This is a genomic window from Aeromonas fluvialis (assembly GCF_000819885.1).
Classification (GTDB): Bacteria; Pseudomonadota; Gammaproteobacteria; order Enterobacterales; family Aeromonadaceae; genus Aeromonas; species Aeromonas fluvialis.
Map to the genome: position 1 here is coordinate 1 of NZ_CDBO01000013.1, position 21,398 is coordinate 21,398.

A 21,398-nucleotide genomic window follows, 5' to 3' on the forward strand; every position below is an offset into this window, starting at 1 on the left:
TTGCCAGCTCGAAACTGTGCAGCGATTGCGGCCACAAGATGCCGGATATGCCACTTCACCAGCGGCAGTGGGCATGTCCGGTTTGTGGTTCGGAGCATGACCGCGACATCAATGCGGCCATGAACATCCGACAACAAGGTATATTGGAATTAAAGGCGGCGGGACACGTCGTTTCTACCCATGGAGGCCAGCGTAAATCTGCCAATTCGGCAGTAGCGGCCTAAGAAGTGGGAAGCCTCGCCGCTTGCGGCGGGGAGCAGTCACGCAAAGAACCGTTTATCTGATCCACCAGTTTGCCCTGCTTGAAGACCATCAGGGTGGGGATGCTGCGAATGGCGTAACGGCTTGCAATAGCGCTCTGCTGTTCGGTATCGACTTTAACAAAGCGCATCCGAGGTTCGAGTTCGTTTGCCACGTCATGAAAGACGGGGGAAAATTGTTGGCAAGGTCCGCACCAGCTGGCCCAAAAATCGACCACGACCGGAATATCGGAACTGATAAGGGTATCGAAGTTATCCGCCTTCCCGAGGCAAGGGGTCAGACTGAACAGGGACGCCTTGCAGTGCCCACATTTGGCGGAGTGGTTTACATGGGGGGAGGGCAGCCGGTTTCTGGTAAAGCAGTGGCTACAATAAGTAGTGATAAATGACATAATAACCTCCTTGAAGATCGGCTCTGGTGGCGGTGATGAAAAGAGTGCCAGAGTTAAAGAGTGACATAACGTTAACACAGTGCTCGGCTGGAGTGGATACTTCTACTCTGGGCTCTGCCCAAGCCGGATAATTCAGCGGCCATTATAAGTAGAGAGTCAAAACCGGATGAAGAAAGGATCACGGAAGAGCCCTGTGGTACTGCTACTGGTTGCTGCTTTGTTGCTCGGCTTCTCGGTTTTTTGCTGGCAACTGCTTAATCAGCAGCAGCGGGCATACAGCCTGAATCAGGCTGCGGAGGCAGTGCTAAACCGGATCAACACCGACAGCGTTTACCTGCTCGGTCGGGAGAGCGCCAGCGACAGCAATGTCCAGCAACGGCTCATCCAGCTATCCGGTATCATCGATAGCTTTGTTCACAAGGTCCGTAGTGAGGCAGAGACTGAGCAAACCCCTCTTTCCAGGAGGTTGCTGCAGGATCTGGAACTCTACCAGATGGATCTGACCAGACTGTACAGCATGGAAAAGGCGGTGGAATATATCGTGCAACCCTTTGAGCATCAGCTTGAGAAGGTACGCGTTATCACGCCGGCAGAGAGCCTTTTGCATCGTGATCTTAATGAGTTGGCCCAACTCAGCCATTTTTTGCAGCACAGTGCCGATAACCGGTATCAGCAACAGTTGAGCCTGTTGCAGCGTACTCTTGCTTCCCATTATCACTCGCAACCCGAGGTGATCACCTTGGTTAACCTGAGCAAGGATTTGAGTCGTCAGGTGATGGCTTACCATATCTTGCGCCATCGACTCATCGATATGCAGGTGAGCGATAACCTGGTGCGCTGGAAGGTGGATAAACTGGAACGGGCGTCATCTCTGCTCAATCGTGTCTATTTAATGGTGCTGGGCGGTGCCTTGATCAGTTTTGTGCTGGTGGCCTATACCCTGTGGCGTCGCAACCAGAAGCTGAGCGAGTTGTCGCGCCAGGCGGGCTTGCTGGCTCAGGCCAAGAGCGATTTTCTGGCCAACATGAGCCACGAAATCCGCACCCCCATGAATGCCATCATTGGCTTCAGCTCGCTGGCGCTGCAGACCGAGCTGGATCAACAGCAACGGGACTATCTGGGCAAGATCAAAACTTCATCCGATACCTTGCTGCTGCTTATCAACGACATCCTTGATTTAACCAAGGTGGAGTCCGGCAAGCTGACGCTGGAGGAGATCGACTTCGATCTTAGCGAGCAGCTCGACTCGCTGGCAGGCATGTTTGCCGATCTGGCGGAGCGCAAACATGTGGAGGTGATCATTCGCAAATCGCCGGAGGTGCCGGTCTTCTTGCGTGGGGATCCCCTGCGGCTGGGGCAGGTGCTGGTCAATCTGGTGAACAATGCCATCAAATTCACCGAACGTGGTGAGGTCGAAGTCTCCATCGAACTGGCCAACACCCATCCAATGCGGATCCGCTTCAGTGTGCGCGATACCGGCATCGGTATTGCCCAAGAGAAGCAGACTCAGCTCTTTCAGGCCTTTACCCAGCTGGAGGCGGGCAATACCCGCAAATATGGTGGTTCAGGTCTGGGTCTCAATATCTCCCAGCGGCTGGTGGAGCTGATGGGGGGGAGGATCACCGTACAGAGCAAGCCTGGCGTGGGTTCGTTGTTCAAGTTCGATATCCCTATGGCACAAGCGGTCTACGGCGTGGCCGGACGGAAAGTCTTCTTCGAGAATCAGCCGCTGGTGATGGTAATGGATGACAATGAACTGGTGCTGGAGCTGGCTCGGGACATCCTGACTCGGGCGGGTGTGCGGGTGCTGCCGGTCAACTCCCTTTCCCGTGCCCGTCAATTGTTGCGTGAAGAGGGGCCCAATCTGCGGTTGGCAATCCTCGACTGGCGCATGGGGCAGGAGGATGGACTCGATCTGGCGCTGGAGATGTATCAGCACAGCCAGTGGCGACGGATCCCCATCCTGATGATCAGCGCCTGGGCCAGAGAGGGGCTGCACGCCCGAATGGACAGTATGGGGCTGACCCATTTTCTGCCCAAGCCGATGACCGAGAATGCCCTGCTGGCCAAGGTGGACGAGTTGCTCAATGGCAGCTCGTATGAACTCAATCTGCGCAAGGCCGAGGCGCAGGGGGATCAGCAGCACTTCAAATCCCTGTTGCAGGGTACCCGAGTGTTGTTGGCCGAAGACAACCGGGTCAATCAGCAGCTCATCATCGAATATCTGCGTCGGGTCGATGCGGTAGTGTGTGTGGTCAGCAATGGTCGGGAGGCGGTGGAGCGGGTCGCCGAGCAGCCTTTTGACGTGATCCTGATGGATTTGCAGATGCCGGTGCTGGACGGGCTCGATGCTACCCGCCAGATCCGCAAGATGGTCGACAAGCACGATGTGCCCATCATTGCTCTCACCGCCAGCGCCATGCCCGGTGACAAGGATCGCTGTCTTGGGGTGGGGATGAATGGCTATGTGACCAAGCCGGTGAGCAAGCTGGATCTTTACAACAATTTATTGCAGTGGGTGACGCCGCAGGGGGCAGAACAGGCGGGGTTCATGGAGGTGAAACCGCCGGATATGATGGGGATCCTCGATCTGCAGGATGCCCTTAAACGGCTGGATCAGGACAAGGAGGCGCTGCAGATCCTGTTCAAGCTGTTCATGTCGGAGCACAAGGACGATCTGTGGGAGATCCGCTCAGCCCTGCGCCGCCAACAACCCGAGGTGGCCAGCAAGCTGTTGCACACCCTCAAGGGGGTCTCGGCCAATATCTCGGCGGCTCGACTGCTGCTGCTGGCTGGTGAACTGGAGTGGCGCCTGCGGCAAAACGAGGTGCTGAGCGAGACGGATCTGGAGCAGTTGCAACAGGTGTTCAGCCGGACCCGGGAAGAAGTGTCACACTTCCTGTTGACCGGTGAGCAGCATGAAAATTCGTATAATCCCTATTCATCAGGGGATGATCATATGTCACAGCAAATTAAATAGTTATTATTCTCAATAATCCCGGTTCGGGATATGATGAGCTTTCGTTCGAATCGCCTCCAGCCGGAGGCGATTGTTTTCATTCTTCTATTTCTGCGTGGCTTCTCTGATGGTCGTTCTTGGGAGCGCTCACGGGTAGACAGCGCTAAAGGTTGGTGGTGTGAGCGTATTTCTACGATTGAGTTGGTTTTTCAAGGCGCAGTGGCCCCGTTATCTGGCGGCCATCTCCCTGCTGCTGCTGGTGGCGCTGTTGACCGTGGTTCCACCCAAAGTGGTAGGCTGGGTGGTGGATGGCATCGCCCAGGGGGATCTCGATAATGGCACCCTGATGCGCTATCTGGCCGGGCTGTTTGGTCTGGGCGTGCTGATTTATCTGCTGCGTTACGTCTGGCGGGTGATGTTGTTTGGTGCCTCTTACCGTCTGGCCTATGTCCTGCGCAATCGCCTGTTCAGTCATTTCACCCGGATGAGCCCCGATTTTTATCAGCGCCACCGTACCGGCGATTTGATGGCCCATGCTACCAACGACATTCAGGCGGTGGAGATGACCGCTGGCGAAGGGGTGCTGACCCTGGTGGACTCCATCATGGTCGGGGTATTGGTGCTCTCCATCATGTGCAGCCAGTACTCCTGGCAGTTGACGCTGGTCTCCTTGCTGCCGTTGCCGGTGATGGCCTTTTTCATGAACCGGTTTGGCAAGCAGATCTATAAGGAGTTCAAGGCGGCGCAGGGGGCCTTCTCCCGGCTCAATAACAAGACCCAGGAGGCTCTTTCCGGGGTGCGGGTGCTGAAATCCTATGCGGTCGAATCGCTGGAAGATGAGGGTTTTGCCGAGCTGACCCGGCAGGCGGGGGAGCGCAATATGGCGGTGGCCCGCATCGATGCCAAGTTCGATCCGGTCATCTATCTCTGTATCGGGTGCTCCTACTTCCTCGCGGTGTCGGGGGGCAGTGTGCTGGTGCTGCGGGATGAGCTGACTCTGGGTGAACTCACCAGCTTCACCATGTACCTCGGCCAGCTGATTTGGCCGATGTTTGCCATTGCCTGGCTGTTCAACATCATCGAGCGGGGCAGCGCCGCCTACTCCCGTATCGAGAGCCTGCTTGGGGATCGCTGCGATATCGAAGAGCCCGCCCAGCCGGCGGTCTTTGTCTGTGCGTTTCCTTTACAGATCAATGAGGTAAGCTATCGACTTGAGCAGCGCACCCTGCTTGCGGATATCGACCTGACCCTCGAGCAAGGGGGCATGCTCGGGGTGGTAGGGCGCACCGGGGCAGGCAAGAGCTCCCTGCTCAAGCTGTTGATGCGCCTTGCCAATCCGACTCACGGTTCGATTGCCATGGGGGGCGTACCGATTGACCAGTTGCCGCTCGCTACACTGCGCAGCCAGTTTGCCTATGTGCCGCAGGAGCCATTCCTGTTTTCCACTACCATCGCCGCCAATATTGCCCTCGGCAAGCCCGATGCGAGCCGCGAAGAGGTCGAGCGGGTGGCGCGTATTGCCTGTGTCCACGATGATATCGTGCGTTTCCCCAAAGGCTATGAGACCGAGGTGGGGGAGAAGGGGGTGACCCTCTCCGGCGGCCAGAAGCAGCGGCTGGCCATTGCCCGCGCCCTGCTGCTGGATGCGCCCATTCTGGTGCTCGATGATGCGCTCTCGGCGGTGGATGCCCACACCGAGCAGCAAATTCTGCATGCCCTCAAGGCCCATCGTCGCACCCTGATCCTGGTCAGTCATCGCATGACGGCGGTGGAGCAGGCCGATGAGATCCTGGTGCTGGAGCAGGGGGCCGTCAGCGAACGGGGTCATCACGGTGCCCTGATGGCGCACAATGGCTGGTATGCAGATATGGTGCGTTACCAGCGTCTCGAAGAAGCGGTGGAGGAGAGCCTGTGAATCCGACCATTAAACGACTGCTCGCCTACTGCGCCCGCTATCCTCGCTGGCTGATCCAGGCGGGGATTTGCCTGCTGCTTGCCACCGGCGCCGAAGTGGCCGGGCCGCTGCTGATCAAGCTCTTTATCGATGACTATCTGGCGCCACGCAATATCGTGCTGCCCACCATAGCCCTGATTGCGGCGGGCTATCTGGGTTTGCAGGTGCTCTCGGCGGCGGGCTTCTATTTGCAATCCCTGCGCTTTAACCGCATCGCCCAGGCGGTGGTGCAAACCCTGCGCGAGCAGGTATTTGCCACAGCTATCCGCTTGCCGGCCCGCTACTTTGACAAGCATCGCTCCGGTTCGCTGATTTCCCGCATCACCAATGACACCGAGGCGATCATGAACCTCTATGTGCAGGTGATCGGCTTGCTGGTGCAAAAAGTGGTGCTCTTGTGCGGCATCCTCATCTCCATGGCGCTGCTGGATCTGCGGCTGATGCTGGTCTGCTCCCTGTTGCTGCCCGCAGTGGGCGGGGTGATGTGGCTCTACCAGAAACTGAGCGTGCCGGTGGTGCGAGCGACCCGCAGCCTGCTCTCCGACATCAACAGCCGCCTCAACGAGTCGCTGCAGGGGATGCCGGTGATCCAGGCGATGGTGCAGGAGCGCCACTTTGCCAACGCCTTTGCCGAGGTGAACCAGCAGCACTGGTCGGCACGGATCAAGAGTCTCAAGATCAACGGCATTTTGCTGCGTCCGCTCATCGATCTCTTCTACATGATGGTGCTGATCGGTCTGTTGGCGCTGTTCGCCCACGAGGGGGTGAGTCACGCGGGTGCCATTCAGGTGGGGGTGCTCTACGCCTTTATCAGCTATCTGGGGCGGATGATCGAGCCACTCATCGAGATGACCAACCAGCTCAACCAGTTGCAGCAGGCGATGGTGGCGGGGGAGCGGGTCTTTGCCCTGCTCGATGAAACCCGCGAGAGCACCGACGGCGAGCAGTGCCCGCTGGAAGGGCGGGTCAGTTTCGATCGGGTGAGCTTCTCCTACGATGGAGAGCAGCAGGTGCTGCGGGAGGTCAGCTTTGCCGCAAAACCGGGCCAGATGCTGGCGCTGGTGGGCCATACCGGCAGCGGCAAGTCCACCATCATCAGCTTGCTGATGGGCTTCTATCCGTTGGATCAGGGGCAGATCCGCTTTGATGATCACGCACTGGATACCCTGTCGCTGGCGGCGGTGCGCCGCAGCATCGGGTTGGTGCAGCAAGATCCCTTTATCTTCGTCGGCACTCTGGCGGAGAACCTGCGTCTCGGCCGCGCAGGAATAGATGACGCGCGGCTCTGGCAGGCGCTCAGCGAGGTGCAACTGGCCGAGTTTGTGCGCAGCCTGCCACAGGGGATCAACACCCTGATGGAGGAGGGGGGCAAGAACCTCTCCGCCGGTCAGCGGCAACTGCTCTCCTTTGCCCGTGCGCTGGTGGGGGATCCGCGCATCCTCATTTTGGATGAAGCGACGGCGAGCGTGGACTCCCAGACCGAGTTGGCGCTGTCGCAGGCTATTTCTGCCGCGCGTCGTGGCCGCACTACCATCGCCATCGCCCACCGCCTCTCGACCATCGTCGATGCGGACGAGATCCTGCTGCTCTCCCGCGGGCAGGTGAGCGAGCGGGGCAGCCACAGCGAGCTGATGGCCCTCGGCGGTCACTATGCCCAGCTGTTCGAGATGCAGAGTCAGGGGGCCTGGCTGGAAGAGAAGCGCGCCTGAGCGGCACATTTGCTGTAACAGCGACATGAACGAAAAGAGGGAACCGGTGCGGTTCCCTCTGTTTTTTTGCGTTGGGCAAAAGGTCGTAACCGTGATCCCTGTGCTTGTCGAATGGCGCAGATGCAGGCAACATGTTGTTTACATTAACTCATCGGATCAGTTCGCATATGGATTTGCAACGCTTCAAAGCCAATCTGGCGCTTCGGCTGTTTGCCTGGCGCTACATTCCCGTCATCGGGTTTTGTGCCCCGATCATCGAAGAGATGAACGCCAAGGCGCTGCGCATTCGCATTCCCCTTGGCTGGCGTACCCGCAACCATCTGGGCAGCATGTATTTTGGCGCGCTGGCGACCGGCGCCGATCTGGTAGGCGGTCTGCTGGTGATGGAGAAAGGGCGGCAGCGGCGCAAGAAGGTGCACTTCGCCTTCAAGGATGTGCAGGGGGAGTTTTTGAAACGACCGGAGGGGGATGTGCAGTTCGACTGCGCGGCGGGGGAGGAGATTGACGCCATGATCGACGAATCGCTGGCAAGCGGTCAGCGCATCAATCGCCCCATCCAGGTGGTGGCCACCTGTCCGTCACTGCACGGGGATGAGGCGATGGCGCGTTTTGTGCTAACCCTGTCGATCAAGGCCAGCTAGCGGGTAGCCAGAGCGTGGCTCCCCAAGACCGGTTTACCCAATCTCCGGGCTAACGCCTTCTTTCACCACGACCTTCATGCCATTGAAGTTGACCACCTGTTCGGCCACGATCTTGCAGCGCTTGCGGGTCTCGACCTGACCGTCCACCTCGACCAGCCCTTCGGCAATGAGGGCTTTGGCGGCGCCGCCACAATCGGCCCACCCCTGATGTTTGATAAGGTCACACAAGGCAACGAAGGGGTGGCCTTCGAGCAGAAACGTCTCCATGGGAAATCCTCTAGCTGGATAAATGCCGGATCTGGCAGGGCGGTTATTTTAGGCAGTTCATTCCGGCAAGAAAAGGGAAGCTGGGCCATGGTGGTGAAAATGGTGTCCGTGTGCCAGTGTTTGATGCTGGGTTGTGCTGTTCCGTGCGATGGCCCCCCTTTGTGGCGTGGCTGGGACGAGTGATGACGCAAGCGGTGCTCGCCGCACTGCTTTCTGTTTGCCCCGGCTGTTAAGATAGCCTCTTTATTTGGTGAATGGTGCAAGGAGCCTCCCATGATACTCTCACGACTGCTGCTGGCATGCAGCGCCCTTACCCTGAGCGTTGTCGCGCAGGCCAGTACTCCGGTGCAGGTCTCGCTACCCGGGGTCAATCTGCCCGCATCCCATCAGGTTGAAGGGGCTCGCGCCTCGCTGCTCTATGGCCGTACCGGTCAGGTGAAGGGGATCGATCTGCCGATCTTCGCCCTCTCCGATGTGGATCAGTTCAGCGGTTTGCAACTCGGGGTCCTCTTCGGGGTTGGCCGGGTACGCCACCAGTTTGGCGGGGTCGCCATCAACGCCATCAACTGGCATGAAGGGCAGGATACCGGCGTCAATCTGGGGCTGGTCAACCTGACCAACAATGTGCAAGGGCTTAACTTGGGGGCGGTCAACATTGCCAAAGGTAATGCGCTGGCCAACGTCGGCTTCGTCAATTACGCCGAGCGTACCACCTTCCAGATTGGCTTTATCAATGCCACCCGGCATCTCGATGGCTTGCAGATCGGGCTGGCCAACTACGCAGCTAACGGCGTGTTCCCCATTCTGCCGCTGGTGAACTTCCAGAAATCGTTCTGACAAGGCGGTTCGCTTTGCGTTAACGGCATCTGCTGATTACCCTGTGCCTCTTGCAACTAGTGACAGGCGAAAAGAGGTAAGTGATGACGGCAGGGCAGATGAGTGCAATCGGGATCGGCTGGGATGTGCGGGGCTGGCAGGGCAGCGCCCAAGCGGTGGCTGTGGTGGGCTGGCAGGTCGGTTCCAACCGCCTGCACTGGCTAGGGGTATCGCCACTGTTCCGCCTGAGCTCGCGGGTGGCGCCGGATCTGGCCGCCCTGCTGCGTCCGGCCCTGCAAAACGAGCTGACCCTGATGCAGGTCGAAGCCTGCCCGCAACTGGCGCTCGGTATCGATGCGCCGCTCGCCTTTCCCCGCGCCTTGCGCGATCTGCTCAACGGCCAGCCACACAGCTGCGCCGCGCCCGAGCGGGAGATAGACAACCCCTACGCCTATCGTGACTGCGAGCGCTGGCTTTATCAGCAATATGGCAAGAAGCCCCTCTCGGCCACCTTTGACAGGCTTGGCAACAATGCCACCCTGGCGCTCTCCATGCTGCCGCACCTCTCGGACTTGCAGCTGGTGCCCAAGGTGCAGGAGCAAGCCAGTCGCGCCGTGCTGGAGGTCTATCCGGCACTGACCAAAGTCGGCGGCAAGGCATCCCCGGCACGGCCCGAGCTGGCGGCGCTGCTGCCCGAAGATGTGCAGGTTGGCACCGATCGCTACGATGCGGCGCTCTGCGCCCTGATGGCGCTGCAATATGCCGCGGGTGGCCAGGTGCCGGCGTTGCCCGAACTGGTACATGCTCCCTGTGATATGCCTCGTGACGAGGGGTGGGTCTATCACTTTGCCCGTTGCCGTTGAGCGTAACAGCATGTAACGGTCGTGGCGCGTATGATGACGCCGCTGACCATGCCGAAATTGGCTAGATAGTGTAAAAACCTGACTGTAGTCAGGAAAATGTGAGTTTATACCGCGCCAAGGTGGTGCATCCTTATCTTCATCCGATATATTGCCCACCTTGCTGATCCTTTGCTGTGGTATCCTCGATGAAATCCGTTCTCTCTATTCAGTCCCACGTGGTCTTTGGTTGTGCAGGCAACAGCGCAGCCGTCTTCCCTATGCGCCGCCTCGGTATGGATGTATGGCCCATCAACACGGTGCAGTTTTCCAACCACACCCAATATGCCCAGGGGTGGCAGGGGATGGCGATGCCGGCGGGCCATATCAGTGCGCTGGTGAAAGGATTGGGCAATATCGAGGTGTTGAGCCAGTGTGGTGCCGTGTTGAGCGGTTACCTTGGCTCTGCCGAGCAGGGGGACGAGATCCTGACAGTGGTCAACGCCGTCAAGGCGGCCAACCCCGGTGCCATCTACTTCTGCGACCCCGTGATGGGGCATCCCGAGAAGGGGTGTATCGTTGCCCCTGGTGTCACCCGTTTCCTGACAGAAAAAGCGTTGCCGCTGGCCGACATGATGGCCCCCAACCTGCTGGAGCTGGAGACCCTCTGCGATACCCATCTGGCGGATCTGGACCAGACCCGCGCCGCCGCCCATCAGCTGCTGGCCCGCGGCGTCAAGCTGGTGCTGGTCAAACATCTCGGTCGTGCGGCGCAGGACGCCAGCCGCTTCGAGATGCTGCTGGCAACCCCGCAAGGGGATTACCTGATTGCCCGTCCGCTCTACGACTTTGCCCGCCAGCCGGTGGGGGTGGGCGATCTTATCAGCGCCCTGATGCTGGCCAATTTGCTGGCTGGTCACGATGCGGTGAGCGCGTTCGAGCGTACCAACGCTTCGGTAGATGCGGTGCTGCAAGAGACCTGGCGCCAGCAGGCTTACGAGTTGCAGCTGATCGCCGCGCAAGATGCGTTTGATTCGCCGAAGGTGGAGGTGCGAGCGGTGATACTGCCCTGATTACTGCCATGTCAGAAGCAAAAGAGGTGAGCCATTTGCTCACCTCTTTTGTTTGTATCGCTCCCGGTTATGGGGTCAGCGGATCAACCCCTGCTCAACCAGCCAGGCAAACAGCAGACGGGAGACGGGGGAGAGCTCATCGAGGTGAGTGCTGTCGAGCCAGCGCAGCTCGGCAATTTCGGCCGAGGCAACCGGGGTGCCGCTCGCATCGCCGGTGTAACAGCGCAGTCGCACCTCGACCCCTGCCGGTTTGCCGTCGGCCTGGGCGCTGAACTCGCAGGCAAAACGCAGGGTATCGGGTTGCAGGGTGACGGCCAGCTCCTCCTCAATCTCGCGGATCAGCGCCGCCTCGTCGCTCTCCCCCGGTTCGCGCTTGCCACCGGGGATGTAATAGATGCCTTTGCCGTGGGAGCGGGCGCAGAGCAGTTGCTGATCGTTAAAGGTGAGCCAGGCGAGTTTGTCGATCATCCGTTTTCTCTCCGATGGGGTTGCCGTAATGAGCCTGGCGCACCCAAGCGCGCCGCTGTTTTGCATGCTGGCAGCCTAACAAAGATGAGGTTGAGTCCCAAGGGGAAAGAGGGGAGAGGCCGGAAATGCACTGTTTCCAGCGGGGCAACCCCGTTGGTGAAAGGGTGATCAAGCGCAGTGCTCCATCCCTAAAAAGCGGACTGGCGCACATCACGACAGGGCCGGACTGGGCGAAGGCGGGGGCCTTGTGGTTTAATCTTGCCACTTTAGCGGTAGTGGGCGACGAGCCTGCTACCTTGCGTTGGCAAGATGCAGGTGAGCAAGATGCAAGTGACAGCAGAGAGCAACTTTATCGGACTCGGGGTGGCGGGCAATTTCGCCGGTCATCTGGAGCAGGCGGGTGAAGCGTCGGATTTCGTGGCAGTCGTGGTGCGTGATACCACCGCGCCCAAAGCGCTGTTCCCCTTCTTCGTACCGGGCCATCCGGGCCAGCTCGGGGTCTTCCCTTTGAGCGACATGGCGATCTTTCTGCCGGAGGCGGCGGTCAGCGGTGACGAGAAGGTGCAGATCGAGCCGGAGGTGGCCCTCTGGTGCGAGCTGGAGTATGCGGACAAGCAGGTGGTGGCCATTCATCCCCGCGCCTTTGGTGCCTATAACGACTGCTCCATCCGTCGTCCCAACGCCAAGAAGATCAGCGAGAAGAAGAACTGGGGGCAGGAGAGCAAGGGGCTGGCGGCCAGGCTGCTGCCGCTTTCCGTTTTCGCCGCCGGTTGCGAGCTCGATGACTACCGCATCGCCTGCTATCTGGAGCGTGACGGCGAGCTGCACACCTACGGGGTAGATAGCGCCGCCATCGATTACAGCTACTTTCACGGCAAGCTGCTCGATTGGGCCATCGACAAGTTCAACCATCAGCAGGATGAGGGGCCGGCGGAGCACATTCAGGGACTGCTGGCGCAGGCGGGTCATCCCCCCCATGCGCTGATCAGTATTGGTGCTACCCGCTATACCCCGTTTGGTGAGACCCACTTCCTCAAACCGGGCGACACGGCCTGTGTGGTGGTTTATCCGGGCAGCCGTTATAGCGAAGCGGATATTCGCGAAGCGATCCGCAGCCGCAAATTTGGCGCTGATATGTCGGTGCTGCTGCAGGCGGTGCAGGCGCGCTAATCACCGTTGCCAGCGGGAAGGTGTCTCTTCCCGCTGGTTATCATATCGAGTTATTTCATGACGATTGTTCCGGTATCCCGGGCTGATTATCCGGCCCTGATCGATCTGTGGGAGGCTTCGGTGCGGGCGACCCACCACTTCCTGCCCGAGGCCGAGATCCTGGCTCTCAAACCGCTTATTCTGTCGATGCGGTGACACTGCACTGTGCTCGCACAGAAGAGGGGCACATTGCGGGTTTTAGCGGAGTGCACGAGGGTAAGCTGGAGATGCTGTTTATGGTTCCCGAGGCGCGCGGTAGTGGCGTGGGGCGTTTGCTGGTGGCGCATGCCATCGAACAGGGCAGCGCGACGCAGGTTGACGTCAACGAGCAGAACGAACAGGCGGTTGGCTTCTATCTGAAGATGGGATTCACAGTGACGGGTCGCTCGTCGCTGGATGGTCAGGGCAAGCCCTATCCGTTGCTGCATATGGCGCTGGCACCAGCCTGATGAGGCGCAGTACCCATAAACTAACGGGGGATGGCATCAGCCATCCCCCGTTTTTTTGATCGTGTTTGTTACTTGCTGGCGACCATGTTCACCACCTTGATCAGCTGATAGCGCAGGGAGGGGGCATCGGCCGGTAGATCGGTGAGCTGCTCTTTGCTGACTGTGAGCTGATACCGGTAGCCCGGCTCGAACCGGAAGCCTTCAATATCCTGGTAGAACAGCGTCCAGGGCTGCTGCTCATCACTGCGAACCTGCATGCACTGCATTGGGCCAACTCCGACGCAATCGAACAACTGGCTGTTGATATAGAGGGTCTCACCCTGTTGGGCCGTTGTGCCCTGACAGGCTGTGAGCAGCAGGACGGCACTGGCAAGCAGAGGTTTCATAAGGGCTCCTTGAGCTGAAAAGGGCATTAAAGCGGCAAACAAAAAGGCGGTCAATGACCGCCTTTTTAACAAACCATGTCAATTCAGTCTATTAGCGCTGATCAAGCGGCGTGAAGTCCCGCTGCGGGTGCCCCACGTAGAGCTGGCGCGGACGGCCGATCTTGCTATCCGGATCAGAGTGGAACTCATTCCAGTGGGCGATCCAGCCGATGGTGCGGGCGATGGCGAAGAGCACGGTGAACATGTTCATCGGGATGCCGATCGCCTTCATGATGATGCCTGAGTAGAAATCCACGTTCGGGTAGAGCTTCTTCTCGACAAAGTAGGGGTCGGAGAGCGCGATGCGCTCCAGCTCCATGGCCACGTCCAGCAGCGGATCCTTAATCTGCAGCTCGGTCAGCACTTCGTGACAGGTCTCGCGCATCACTTGGGCACGGGGGTCATAGTTTTTGTAGACCCGATGACCGAAGCCCATCAGACGGAACGGATCGTTCTTGTCCTTGGCGCGGTCGATGTACTCGGGGATGCGATCCACCGAACCTATCTCTTCGAGCATACGCAGGCAGGCTTCGTTGGCACCGCCGTGTGCCGGTCCCCACAGGGAGGCGATACCGGCAGCGATACAGGCAAACGGGTTGGCGCCGGAGGAGCCAGCCAGACGGACGGTCGAGGTCGAGGCGTTTTGCTCGTGATCTGCGTGCAAGGTGAAGATGCGATCCATGGCGCGCTCAACCACAGGGTTGACTTTGTACTCCTCGGTCGGCACACCGAACATCATTTGCAGGAAGTTACCGGCGTAGGAGAGGTTGTTGCGCGGGTACATGAAAGGCTGGCCGATGGAGTACTTGTAGCACATGGCCGCCAGGGTCGGCATCTTGGAGAGCAAGCGGAAGGCACAGATCTCGCGGTGCTGCTCGTTATTGATGTCGAGGGCATCGTGGTAGAAGGCGGAGAGGGCGCCGATCACACCGCACATGATGGCCATGGGGTGGGAGTCACGACGAAAGCCACGGAAGAAGAAGGCGATCTGTTCGTGCACCATGGTATGCCGAGTTACGGTACGCTGGAAGTCGGCGTACTGGGCCTTTGTGGGGGCCTCGCCGTAGAGCAGGATATAGCAGACTTCGAGGTAGTTGGACTCTTTGGCCAACTGGGCGATGGGGTAACCACGGTGTAGCAAGACACCCTGATCCCCGTCAATATAGGTGATGGCAGATTTGCAAGAACCGGTCGCCATAAAGCCCGGGTCAAAGGTGAAATACCCTTGCCCACCCAGCTTTCTCACATCGATAACATCCGGTCCAACGGTTCCCGAGAGGATCGGCAGTTCAACCGGATCTTTCCCGGGCAGGTGTAGGGTGGCTATCTTATCAGCCATAGCACGTCTCCTTTGCTCTTTATAATTTGGTTCCAGTCCTACTCTATTACGACTTTTATGACGCTGGCAAAGGTTGTTACCCATACCGAGGTGGCTGGAGCGCCCTATTTGAAACAGAGTTCCCTATCAATGTCAATTTTGCTGGTGTGGCATTAATGATTTGTTAAATTAAATATGCGATCGGGTTTGCGCTTTTGTGTTTTCTTTGTAGCTGCTTGATTGTCTTCAGTTAAGGCCATCGATATACTGCGCCACGTGGGTCATGGCTGCTGGTGTTTGAAACGCTTTGGCAAAGCCTGATGTGAAACCAAAAATTCGTGTTTTGGCTTTTTCAGAGTGTTTTGGTAACAAATAGCCAACAATCACCATCCCGTGCCCTCAAGTGTGAGTTAAAACAATAACTAACGTGCTCAATAGAGCTGAGTGGGCAAGCGTGAAAAACAAACAGAGACCGGTCAACCTCGACCTACAAACGATCAGCTTTCCTGTCACTGCCATCGCCTCCATCTTGCACCGTGTTTCAGGGGTTATCACCTTTGTTGCACTGGGCATCTTGCTGTGGATGCTTGGCACTTCACTCGCCTCTCCCGAAGGGTTTGCAACCGTGGTTGCCATCATGGACAACCTCATGGTCAAACTCGTGCTGTGGGGGATCCTGACAGCGCTGGCTTACCACATTGTGGGCGGGCTGCGTCATCTGGTCATGGATATGGGCTATTGGGAAGAGCTGGAATCCGGTAATCAGAGCGCTCGTGTGGCCTTTGTCATTACCGCTGTTCTGGCTGTGCTGGCGGGAGTGCTTGTATGGTAACCAATTCTGCAACTTTCGGGCGTAGCGGCGTTCACGATTACATCTTGATCCGCGCCACCGCTCTCATCATGACCTGCTATGTCCTCTACCTGGTGGGCTTTGTCGCGTTCAACGACATCACCTATGAGGTGTGGGTAGGCTTCTTCGCCAACACCTTCACCAAGGTATTCACCCTGTTGGCCCTGCTGTGCGTACTGATCCACGCCTGGATTGGTCTGTGGCAGGTGTTGACCGACTATATCAAGCCGGTAGGGCTGCGCGGGGCCTTGCAATTTGCCCTGGTCGTGGTGCTGTTTGTCTATCTGTTGACGGGTTTCGTCGTGCTGTGGGGTGTGTAAGGTGACTATTCCAACTCGTGAATTTGATGCGGTGGTGATTGGTGCCGGTGGCGCCGGTATGCGCGCCGCCCTGCAGATTGCCCAGTCCGGCAAGAGCTGCGCTCTGTTGTCCAAGGTTTTTCCAACCCGTTCTCACACTGTCTCCGCCCAGGGCGGGATCACGGTTGCGCTGGGCAATGCCCACGATGACAACTGGCAGTGGCATATGTATGACACGGTAAAAGGTTCCGATTACATCGGAGACCAAGAGGCCATCGAGTACATGTGCAAGACTGGCCCCGAGGCTATCTATGAGCTGGAGAACATGGGCTTGCCTTTCTCCCGCTTCGACAACGGCACCGTCTACCAGCGTCCGTTTGGTGGTCAGTCCAAGAATTTCGGTGGCGAGCAGGCTGCTCGTACCGCAGCGGCGGCCGACCGTACCGGTCACGCCCTGCTGCACACCCTTTACCAACAGAACGTCAAGAACAAGACCACCGTCTTCTCCGAATGGTATGCACTGGATCTGGTGAAGAATCAGGACGGCCACGTGGTGGGTTGTACCGCCATCGACATGGAGAGCGGCGAGGTCGTCTACTTCAAGGCCAAGGCGACCGTGCTGGCCACCGGTGGCGCTGGTCGCATCTACCAGTCCACCACCAATGCCCACATCAACACAGGTGACGGTGTCGGCATGGCCCTGCGCGCCGGGGTAGGTGTGCAGGACATGGAGTTCTGGCAGTTCCACCCGACCGGTATCGCCGGTGCCGGGGTGCTGGTGACCGAAGGGTGCCGTGGTGAAGGCGGTTATCTGCTCAATAAGGATGGCGAGCGCTTCATGGAGCGTTACGCCCCCAACGCCAAGGACCTGGCCGGTCGCGACGTGGTGGCCCGTTCCATCATGATCGAGATCCGCGAAGGCCGTGGCTGCGACGGTCCCTGGGGCCCGCACATCAAGCTCAAGCTGGATCACCTTGGCAAAGAGGTGCTGGAATCCCGTCTGCCGGGTATCTGCGAACTCTCTCGCACCTTTGCCCACGTGGATCCGGTCAAAGAACCTATTCCCATCATTCCGACCTGCCACTACATGATGGGCGGCGTGCCGACCAACGTGAATGGCCAGTGTCTGGCACAAGACAAGGATGGCAACGACGTGCCGGTAGTCGGCCTGTTTGCGGTTGGCGAGATCGCCTGCGTTTCCGTACACGGTGCCAACCGTCTGGGTGGCAACTCCTTGCTGGATCTGGTGGTGTTTGGCCGTGCAGCCGGCATGCATCTGGTCAATACCCTGGGCGAGATGGCCCATGGTCGTGAGGCGTCCGAGTCTGATATCGATGCTGCCATGGCGCGCTTCAACCGCTGGGAAAATTGCCGTGATGGCGAAGATCCGGTGCAGATCCGCAAAGACCTGCAGCGCTGCATGCAGAACAACTTCTCGGTGTTCCGCGAAGGGGAGGCGATGGCCGAAGGCTTGGCCGAGCTGAAACTCATCCGCGAGCGCCTCAAGCATGCCCGTCTGGATGACACCTCCAAAGAGTTCAACACCCAGCGCATCGAGTGCCTGGAGCTGGACAACCTGATGGAGACGGCGTTTGCCACGGCAGTGGCGGCCAACTTCCGTACCGAGAGTCGCGGTGCCCACAGCCGCTTTGACTTCCCGGATCGCGACGACGAGAGCTGGCTGTGCCATAGCCTCTATCACCCGGACACCGAGTCCATGACCCGTCGCGCTGTCAACATGTCACCCAAGACCCGTGAGGCGTTCCCGCCCAAGGTCCGGACTTACTGATTGCGGAGCCAAGCACAATGAACGTCACATTCTCTGTCTACAGATACAATCCGGACGTTGATAACGTCCCCCATATGAAGGATTATCATCTTGATATTCCTGAAGGTTCCGACATGATGGTGCTCGATGCACTGATCCAGTTGAAAGAGCTGGATCCCACACTTGCCTTCCGCCGCTCCTGCCGCGAAGGGGTCTGTGGATCTGACGGCATCAACATGAATGGCAAGAATGGTCTTGCCTGTATCACCCCGCTCTCCGATCTGCTGAAGAAGGGCAACAAGGTCGTTATCCGTCCCTTGCCCGGCCTGCCGGTGATCCGAGACCTGGTGATCGACATGACCCAGTTCTACACACAGTGGGAGAAGGTCAAACCCTTCCTCATCAATGAAGAGAAGTTGCCGCCGGTGCGTGAGCACCTGCAATCCCCCGAAGAACGCGCCAAGCTTGACGGCCTGTACGAGTGTATTCTCTGTGCCTGCTGCTCCACTTCGTGCCCCTCCTTCTGGTGGAACCCTGACAAGTTCATCGGTCCGGCCGGGTTGCTTGCCGCCTACCGCTGGTTGGCTGACAGCCGCGACACCGCGACCACAGAGCGACTGGGTAATCTGGACGACGCCTTCAGCGTATTCCGTTGCCACGGCATCATGAACTGCGTGAACGTCTGTCCTAAAGGCTTGAACCCGACCAAGGCGATTGGCCAGATCAAGTCGATGTTGCTCAATCGGGCTGTTTAGTATTTGGGCCGGCCCGGTGCTGGCCCGACTTCCGGATAGCCATCCCACCCGTGGCAAGATGGCTGTTTGAACCCTACAAGCTGCGTAGCAGTAACAAGAAGTACAAGGGATAGAAATGCATAACGGCGTGATGAAGGCCTGGTTGGAGTCATCTCACCTGGCTGGTGCGAATGCAAGCTATATTGAGGATTTGTACGAATCCTTCCTGGAAAATCCTGACTCCGTGTCCGACGAGTGGCGCAGCCTGTTTAGCGAGCTGCCCCAGGTCAATGGTCATGCGGTTGAACAACCCCACTCCCAGGTCCGCGATTATTTCCGTCGTCTGGCCAAGGATCCCTCTCGCTACAGTGCCCCAGTCTCCGATCCGCAAGTGGACGCCAAGCAGGTGCGGGTATTGCAACTGATCAACGCGTTTCGTTTCCGTGGTCACCAGAATGCCAATCTGGATCCGCTGGGACTGTGGCAGCGAGAAACGGTTGCCGAACTTGATCCTGCGTTCCACAACCTGCAGGGTGCAGACATGGAGACCACCTTCAATGTGGGCTCCTACGCCATCGGTCGCGAGACCATGGTGCTCTCCGATCTCTACACCTCGCTGAAGAAGACCTACTGCGGTAGCATAGGTGCCGACTACATGCACCTCACCTCCACCGAGGAGAAGCGATGGCTGCAAGACAGGCTCGAATCCATCGAAGGGAAGGGGAGCTACACCCTCGAAGAGAAGACCCGCTTCCTCGAGAGTCTGACCGCCGCCGAAGGGCTGGAGAAATATCTGGGAGCCAAGTTCCCGGGGGCCAAACGCTTCTCCCTGGAAGGGGGCGACGCCATGATCCCCATGCTCAAGGAGCTGATCCGTCGCGCCGGTGGGCAGGGCTGCAAAGAGGCCGTTATTGGCATGGCCCACCGCGGTCGCCTCAACGTGCTGATCAACGTGCTCGGCAAGCGGGCGCAGGACCTGTTCGACGAGTTTGCCGGCAAGCATGGCGAATCCTGGGGCACCGGTGATGTGAAGTACCACATGGGCTTCTCCTCCGACTTCGCCACCGCGGGTGGCAATGTCCATCTTGCGCTCGCCTTCAACCCGTCTCACCTCGAGATCGTCAATCCCGTAGTCATCGGCTCGGTGCGTGCCCGTATGGACAGACGCGGTGACAAGGACGGCTCGACCGTACTGCCCATCACCATCCACGGCGATTCGGCCATGGCCGGTCAGGGGGTGGTGGCCGAGACCTTCAACATGTCCCAGACCCGCGCCTATGGCGTGGGTGGTACTGTGCGCATCGTCATCAACAACCAGGTGGGCTTCACTACTTCCTATATTCGTGACCTGCGCTCCACCGAATATTGTACTGACATCGCCAAGGCGGTGCAGGCCCCTGTCCTGCACGTCAACGGGGACGATCCGGAAGCCGTGGTGCTGGTGACCCAGATCGCCCTGGATTATCGCAACACCTTCAAGCGCGACGTGGTGATCGAGCTGGTCTGCTATCGTCGTCACGGTCACAACGAAGCGGACGAGCCGAGCGCGACCCAGCCCTTGATGTACCAGAAGATCAAGCAACATCCGACCCCGCGCAAGATCTACGCCGATCAGCTGGTGGTCGAGGGGAGCATCGCCCAGGAGCGGGCGACCGAACTGGTCAACGAGTATCGTGAATCGCTGGATCGCGGCGAACGGGTGAGCAAGGAGTGGCGGCCGATGGAGCTGTACTCCGTGGACTGGACCTCCTATCTGGGCCACGACTGGGCCATGAGCTACGACAGCACTGTGCCCATGGATCACCTCAAGTCCCTCGGCGAGCGCATCAGCCAGTACCCGGCGACCCATGTGCTGCAACGCCAGGTCGAGAAGATCTACGAAGACCGCCGCCTGATGGCCGCCGGCGAGAAGCTGGTGGACTGGGGCTTTGCCGAGACCCTGGCCTACGCCACTCTGGTGGACAAAGGCGCGCGCATCCGCTTCACCGGGGAAGACTCCGGCCGTGGCACCTTCTTCCATCGCCACGCCGTGCTGCACAACCAGACCGATGCGAGCACCTACACCCCGCTGTGCAACCTGCACGACGAACAGGGGCCGTTTGAGGTGTATGACTCGGTGCTGACCGAGAACGCGGTACTGGCGTTTGAATATGGCTACGCCAGTGCCGAGCCGGCCGGCCTCACCATCTGGGAAGCCCAGTTTGGCGACTTCGCCAACTGCGCTCAGGTGGTGGTGGATCAGTTCCTCTCCTCCGGCGAGCAGAAGTGGGGTCGGATGTGTGGCCTGACCATGCTGCTGCCGCACGGTTACGAGGGGCAGGGGCCGGAGCACTCTTCCGCCCGTCTGGAGCGTTATCTGCAGATGTGCGCCCAGCACAACATGCAGGTCTGCGTGCCGTCCAACCCGGCGCAGGTGTTCCACATGCTGCGTCGTCAGGTGGTGCGCCCGATGCGCCGTCCGCTGATCGTGATGACACCCAAATCCCTGCTGCGTCACCCGCTGGCGGTGAGCAAGCTCGAAGAGCTGGCTGACGGCACCTTCCAGAACGCCATCGGCGAGATCGATGCGTTGGACCCCAAAGCAGTCAAGCGGGTGGTGTTCTGCTCAGGCAAGGTTTACTACGACCTGCTCGATGCCCGTCGCAAGGCCGAGCAGCAGGACGTGGCCCTGGTGCGTATCGAGCAACTCTACCCCTTCCCGGAAGAGGAAGTGCGCGCCATTCTGGCCGATTACAGCCATGTCACCGACTTCGTGTGGTGTCAGGAAGAGCCGCAGAACCAGGGCGCCTGGTACTGCACCCGTCATCACTATGACAGCGTGCTGCCAAGTCATGCCCGTCTGCGTTATGCCGGTCGCCCGGCGTCGGCTTCCCCTGCCGTCGGCTACATGTCGGTCCACGCCAAGCAGCAAAAAGCCTTGGTGGAAGATGCGCTGACTCTGGAATAAACCCGTTGCGAAGGAGAGGGC

19 protein-coding genes and 1 pseudogene are annotated in these 21,398 nt (G+C 58.9%); 15 read left to right on the top strand and 5 right to left on the bottom strand.

Features of this window, described 5'->3' with window-relative positions; translation table 11 throughout:
- The coding region (locus tag BN1125_RS03640) for a zinc ribbon domain-containing protein (RefSeq protein WP_156993054.1) at positions 1-224 on the top strand (224 nt) is incomplete at its 5' end.
- Here the strand turns inward: BN1125_RS03640 and trxC are convergent.
- Positions 221-652 (bottom strand): thioredoxin TrxC, encoded by a 432-nt coding sequence (gene trxC, locus BN1125_RS03645; RefSeq protein WP_042010752.1) that lies wholly within the window; start codon positions 650-652, stop codon positions 221-223. The genes BN1125_RS03640 and trxC overlap by 4 nt on opposite strands.
- Positions 653-818: 166 nt before the next feature.
- Here trxC and BN1125_RS03650 point away from each other — a divergent pair, with 166 nt between their 5' ends.
- From BN1125_RS03650 to BN1125_RS03665, 4 genes are all read left to right on the top strand, one after another.
- Positions 819-3,632 (top strand): hybrid sensor histidine kinase/response regulator, encoded by a 2,814-nt coding sequence (locus BN1125_RS03650; protein WP_042010753.1) that lies wholly within the window; start codon positions 819-821, stop codon positions 3,630-3,632.
- A gap of 157 nt (positions 3,633-3,789) precedes the next feature.
- Complete coding sequence (locus BN1125_RS03655) at positions 3,790-5,526, top strand: ABC transporter transmembrane domain-containing protein (protein WP_042010754.1); 1,737 nt, start codon at positions 3,790-3,792, stop codon at positions 5,524-5,526.
- Positions 5,523-7,274: an ABC transporter transmembrane domain-containing protein gene (locus BN1125_RS03660; RefSeq protein ID WP_042010755.1), complete on the top strand. Its 1,752-nt coding sequence runs from the start codon at positions 5,523-5,525 to the stop codon at positions 7,272-7,274. Before BN1125_RS03655 ends, BN1125_RS03660 begins: the two co-directional genes overlap by 4 nt.
- A gap of 167 nt (positions 7,275-7,441) precedes the next feature.
- Positions 7,442-7,915 carry a DUF4442 domain-containing protein gene (locus tag BN1125_RS03665; protein ID WP_042010756.1) on the top strand — a complete coding sequence of 158 codons (474 nt, stop codon included), beginning with the start codon at positions 7,442-7,444 and terminating at the stop codon, positions 7,913-7,915.
- 33 nt (positions 7,916-7,948) lie between these two features.
- Here BN1125_RS03665 and ybcJ read toward each other — a convergent pair whose 3' ends face one another.
- On the bottom strand, positions 7,949-8,182 hold the full coding sequence (ybcJ, locus tag BN1125_RS03670; protein ID WP_005333598.1) for a ribosome-associated protein YbcJ: 234 nt from the start codon (positions 8,180-8,182) through the stop codon (positions 7,949-7,951).
- A 273-nt stretch (positions 8,183-8,455) separates the two neighbouring features.
- Here ybcJ and BN1125_RS03675 point away from each other — a divergent pair, with 273 nt between their 5' ends.
- From BN1125_RS03675 to pdxY, 3 genes are all read left to right on the top strand, one after another.
- Positions 8,456-9,019 carry a VC2662 family protein gene (locus BN1125_RS03675; RefSeq protein WP_042010758.1) on the top strand — a complete coding sequence of 188 codons (564 nt, stop codon included), beginning with the start codon at positions 8,456-8,458 and terminating at the stop codon, positions 9,017-9,019.
- Positions 9,020-9,102: 83 nt separating this feature from the next.
- Positions 9,103-9,861 carry a DUF429 domain-containing protein gene (locus tag BN1125_RS03680; protein ID WP_042010760.1) on the top strand — a complete coding sequence of 253 codons (759 nt, stop codon included), beginning with the start codon at positions 9,103-9,105 and terminating at the stop codon, positions 9,859-9,861.
- Positions 9,862-10,046: 185 nt separating this feature from the next.
- Complete coding sequence (gene pdxY / locus BN1125_RS03685) at positions 10,047-10,910, top strand: pyridoxal kinase PdxY (RefSeq protein ID WP_042010761.1); 864 nt, start codon at positions 10,047-10,049, stop codon at positions 10,908-10,910.
- Between the two features lie 75 nt (positions 10,911-10,985).
- Here pdxY and BN1125_RS03690 read toward each other — a convergent pair whose 3' ends face one another.
- Positions 10,986-11,378 (bottom strand): NUDIX hydrolase, encoded by a 393-nt coding sequence (locus tag BN1125_RS03690; protein ID WP_042010762.1) that lies wholly within the window; start codon positions 11,376-11,378, stop codon positions 10,986-10,988.
- 324 nt (positions 11,379-11,702) lie between these two features.
- Between BN1125_RS03690 and BN1125_RS03695 the strand changes: the two genes are divergently transcribed.
- Together BN1125_RS03695 and BN1125_RS03700 are read left to right on the top strand one after the other, a co-directional pair.
- Complete coding sequence (locus tag BN1125_RS03695; protein ID WP_042010835.1) at positions 11,703-12,548, top strand: DUF5718 family protein; 846 nt, start codon at positions 11,703-11,705, stop codon at positions 12,546-12,548.
- Between the two features lie 57 nt (positions 12,549-12,605).
- Positions 12,606-13,036 (top strand): annotated as a pseudogene (locus BN1125_RS03700) (GNAT family N-acetyltransferase).
- A gap of 68 nt (positions 13,037-13,104) precedes the next feature.
- Here the strand turns inward: BN1125_RS03700 and BN1125_RS03705 are convergent.
- Positions 13,105-13,422 carry a DUF4377 domain-containing protein gene (locus BN1125_RS03705; RefSeq protein WP_042010763.1) on the bottom strand — a complete coding sequence of 106 codons (318 nt, stop codon included), beginning with the start codon at positions 13,420-13,422 and terminating at the stop codon, positions 13,105-13,107.
- A gap of 91 nt (positions 13,423-13,513) precedes the next feature.
- The gene (locus BN1125_RS03710) at positions 13,514-14,800 is read right to left on the bottom strand and encodes a citrate synthase (RefSeq protein WP_042010764.1); all 1,287 of its coding nucleotides are present in this window, start codon (positions 14,798-14,800) and stop codon (positions 13,514-13,516) included.
- Positions 14,801-15,233: 433 nt separating this feature from the next.
- On the opposite strand from BN1125_RS03710, the gene sdhC reads away from it, so the two are divergent.
- From sdhC to sucA, 5 genes are all read left to right on the top strand, one after another.
- The gene (gene sdhC / locus BN1125_RS03715) at positions 15,234-15,611 is read left to right on the top strand and encodes a succinate dehydrogenase cytochrome b556 subunit (protein ID WP_084202241.1); all 378 of its coding nucleotides are present in this window, start codon (positions 15,234-15,236) and stop codon (positions 15,609-15,611) included.
- Positions 15,605-15,949 (top strand): succinate dehydrogenase, hydrophobic membrane anchor protein, encoded by a 345-nt coding sequence (sdhD, locus tag BN1125_RS03720; RefSeq protein WP_042010766.1) that lies wholly within the window; start codon positions 15,605-15,607, stop codon positions 15,947-15,949. The genes sdhC and sdhD overlap by 7 nt, the downstream gene beginning before the upstream one ends.
- A gap of 1 nt (position 15,950) precedes the next feature.
- Positions 15,951-17,717 (top strand): succinate dehydrogenase flavoprotein subunit, encoded by a 1,767-nt coding sequence (gene sdhA, locus BN1125_RS03725; protein WP_042010767.1) that lies wholly within the window; start codon positions 15,951-15,953, stop codon positions 17,715-17,717.
- A gap of 17 nt (positions 17,718-17,734) precedes the next feature.
- Positions 17,735-18,451, top strand: coding sequence for a succinate dehydrogenase iron-sulfur subunit (locus tag BN1125_RS03730; RefSeq protein WP_042010768.1), 717 nt, complete (start codon positions 17,735-17,737; stop codon positions 18,449-18,451).
- A gap of 115 nt (positions 18,452-18,566) precedes the next feature.
- A complete protein-coding gene (sucA, locus tag BN1125_RS03735) occupies positions 18,567-21,377 on the top strand; it encodes a 2-oxoglutarate dehydrogenase E1 component (protein ID WP_042010769.1) in 2,811 nt (936 codons plus the stop codon).
- Positions 21,378-21,398 lie beyond the last annotated feature (21 nt).

Coding starts and splice junctions, on each gene's coding strand:
- trxC (WP_042010752.1), bottom strand. CDS start 652: ATGTCATTTATCACTACTTATTGTAGCCACTGCTTTACCAGAAACCGG.
- BN1125_RS03650 (WP_042010753.1), top strand. CDS start 819: ATGAAGAAAGGATCACGGAAGAGCCCTGTGGTACTGCTACTGGTTGCT.
- BN1125_RS03665 (WP_042010756.1), top strand. CDS start 7,442: ATGGATTTGCAACGCTTCAAAGCCAATCTGGCGCTTCGGCTGTTTGCC.
- ybcJ (WP_005333598.1), bottom strand. CDS start 8,182: ATGGAGACGTTTCTGCTCGAAGGCCACCCCTTCGTTGCCTTGTGTGAC.
- BN1125_RS03675 (WP_042010758.1), top strand. CDS start 8,456: ATGATACTCTCACGACTGCTGCTGGCATGCAGCGCCCTTACCCTGAGC.
- BN1125_RS03680 (WP_042010760.1), top strand. CDS start 9,103: ATGACGGCAGGGCAGATGAGTGCAATCGGGATCGGCTGGGATGTGCGG.
- pdxY (WP_042010761.1), top strand. CDS start 10,047: ATGAAATCCGTTCTCTCTATTCAGTCCCACGTGGTCTTTGGTTGTGCA.
- BN1125_RS03690 (WP_042010762.1), bottom strand. CDS start 11,378: ATGATCGACAAACTCGCCTGGCTCACCTTTAACGATCAGCAACTGCTC.
- BN1125_RS03695 (WP_042010835.1), top strand. CDS start 11,703: ATGCAAGTGACAGCAGAGAGCAACTTTATCGGACTCGGGGTGGCGGGC.
- BN1125_RS03705 (WP_042010763.1), bottom strand. CDS start 13,422: ATGAAACCTCTGCTTGCCAGTGCCGTCCTGCTGCTCACAGCCTGTCAG.
- BN1125_RS03710 (WP_042010764.1), bottom strand. CDS start 14,800: ATGGCTGATAAGATAGCCACCCTACACCTGCCCGGGAAAGATCCGGTT.
- sdhD (WP_042010766.1), top strand. CDS start 15,605: ATGGTAACCAATTCTGCAACTTTCGGGCGTAGCGGCGTTCACGATTAC.
- BN1125_RS03730 (WP_042010768.1), top strand. CDS start 17,735: ATGAACGTCACATTCTCTGTCTACAGATACAATCCGGACGTTGATAAC.
- sucA (WP_042010769.1), top strand. CDS start 18,567: ATGCATAACGGCGTGATGAAGGCCTGGTTGGAGTCATCTCACCTGGCT.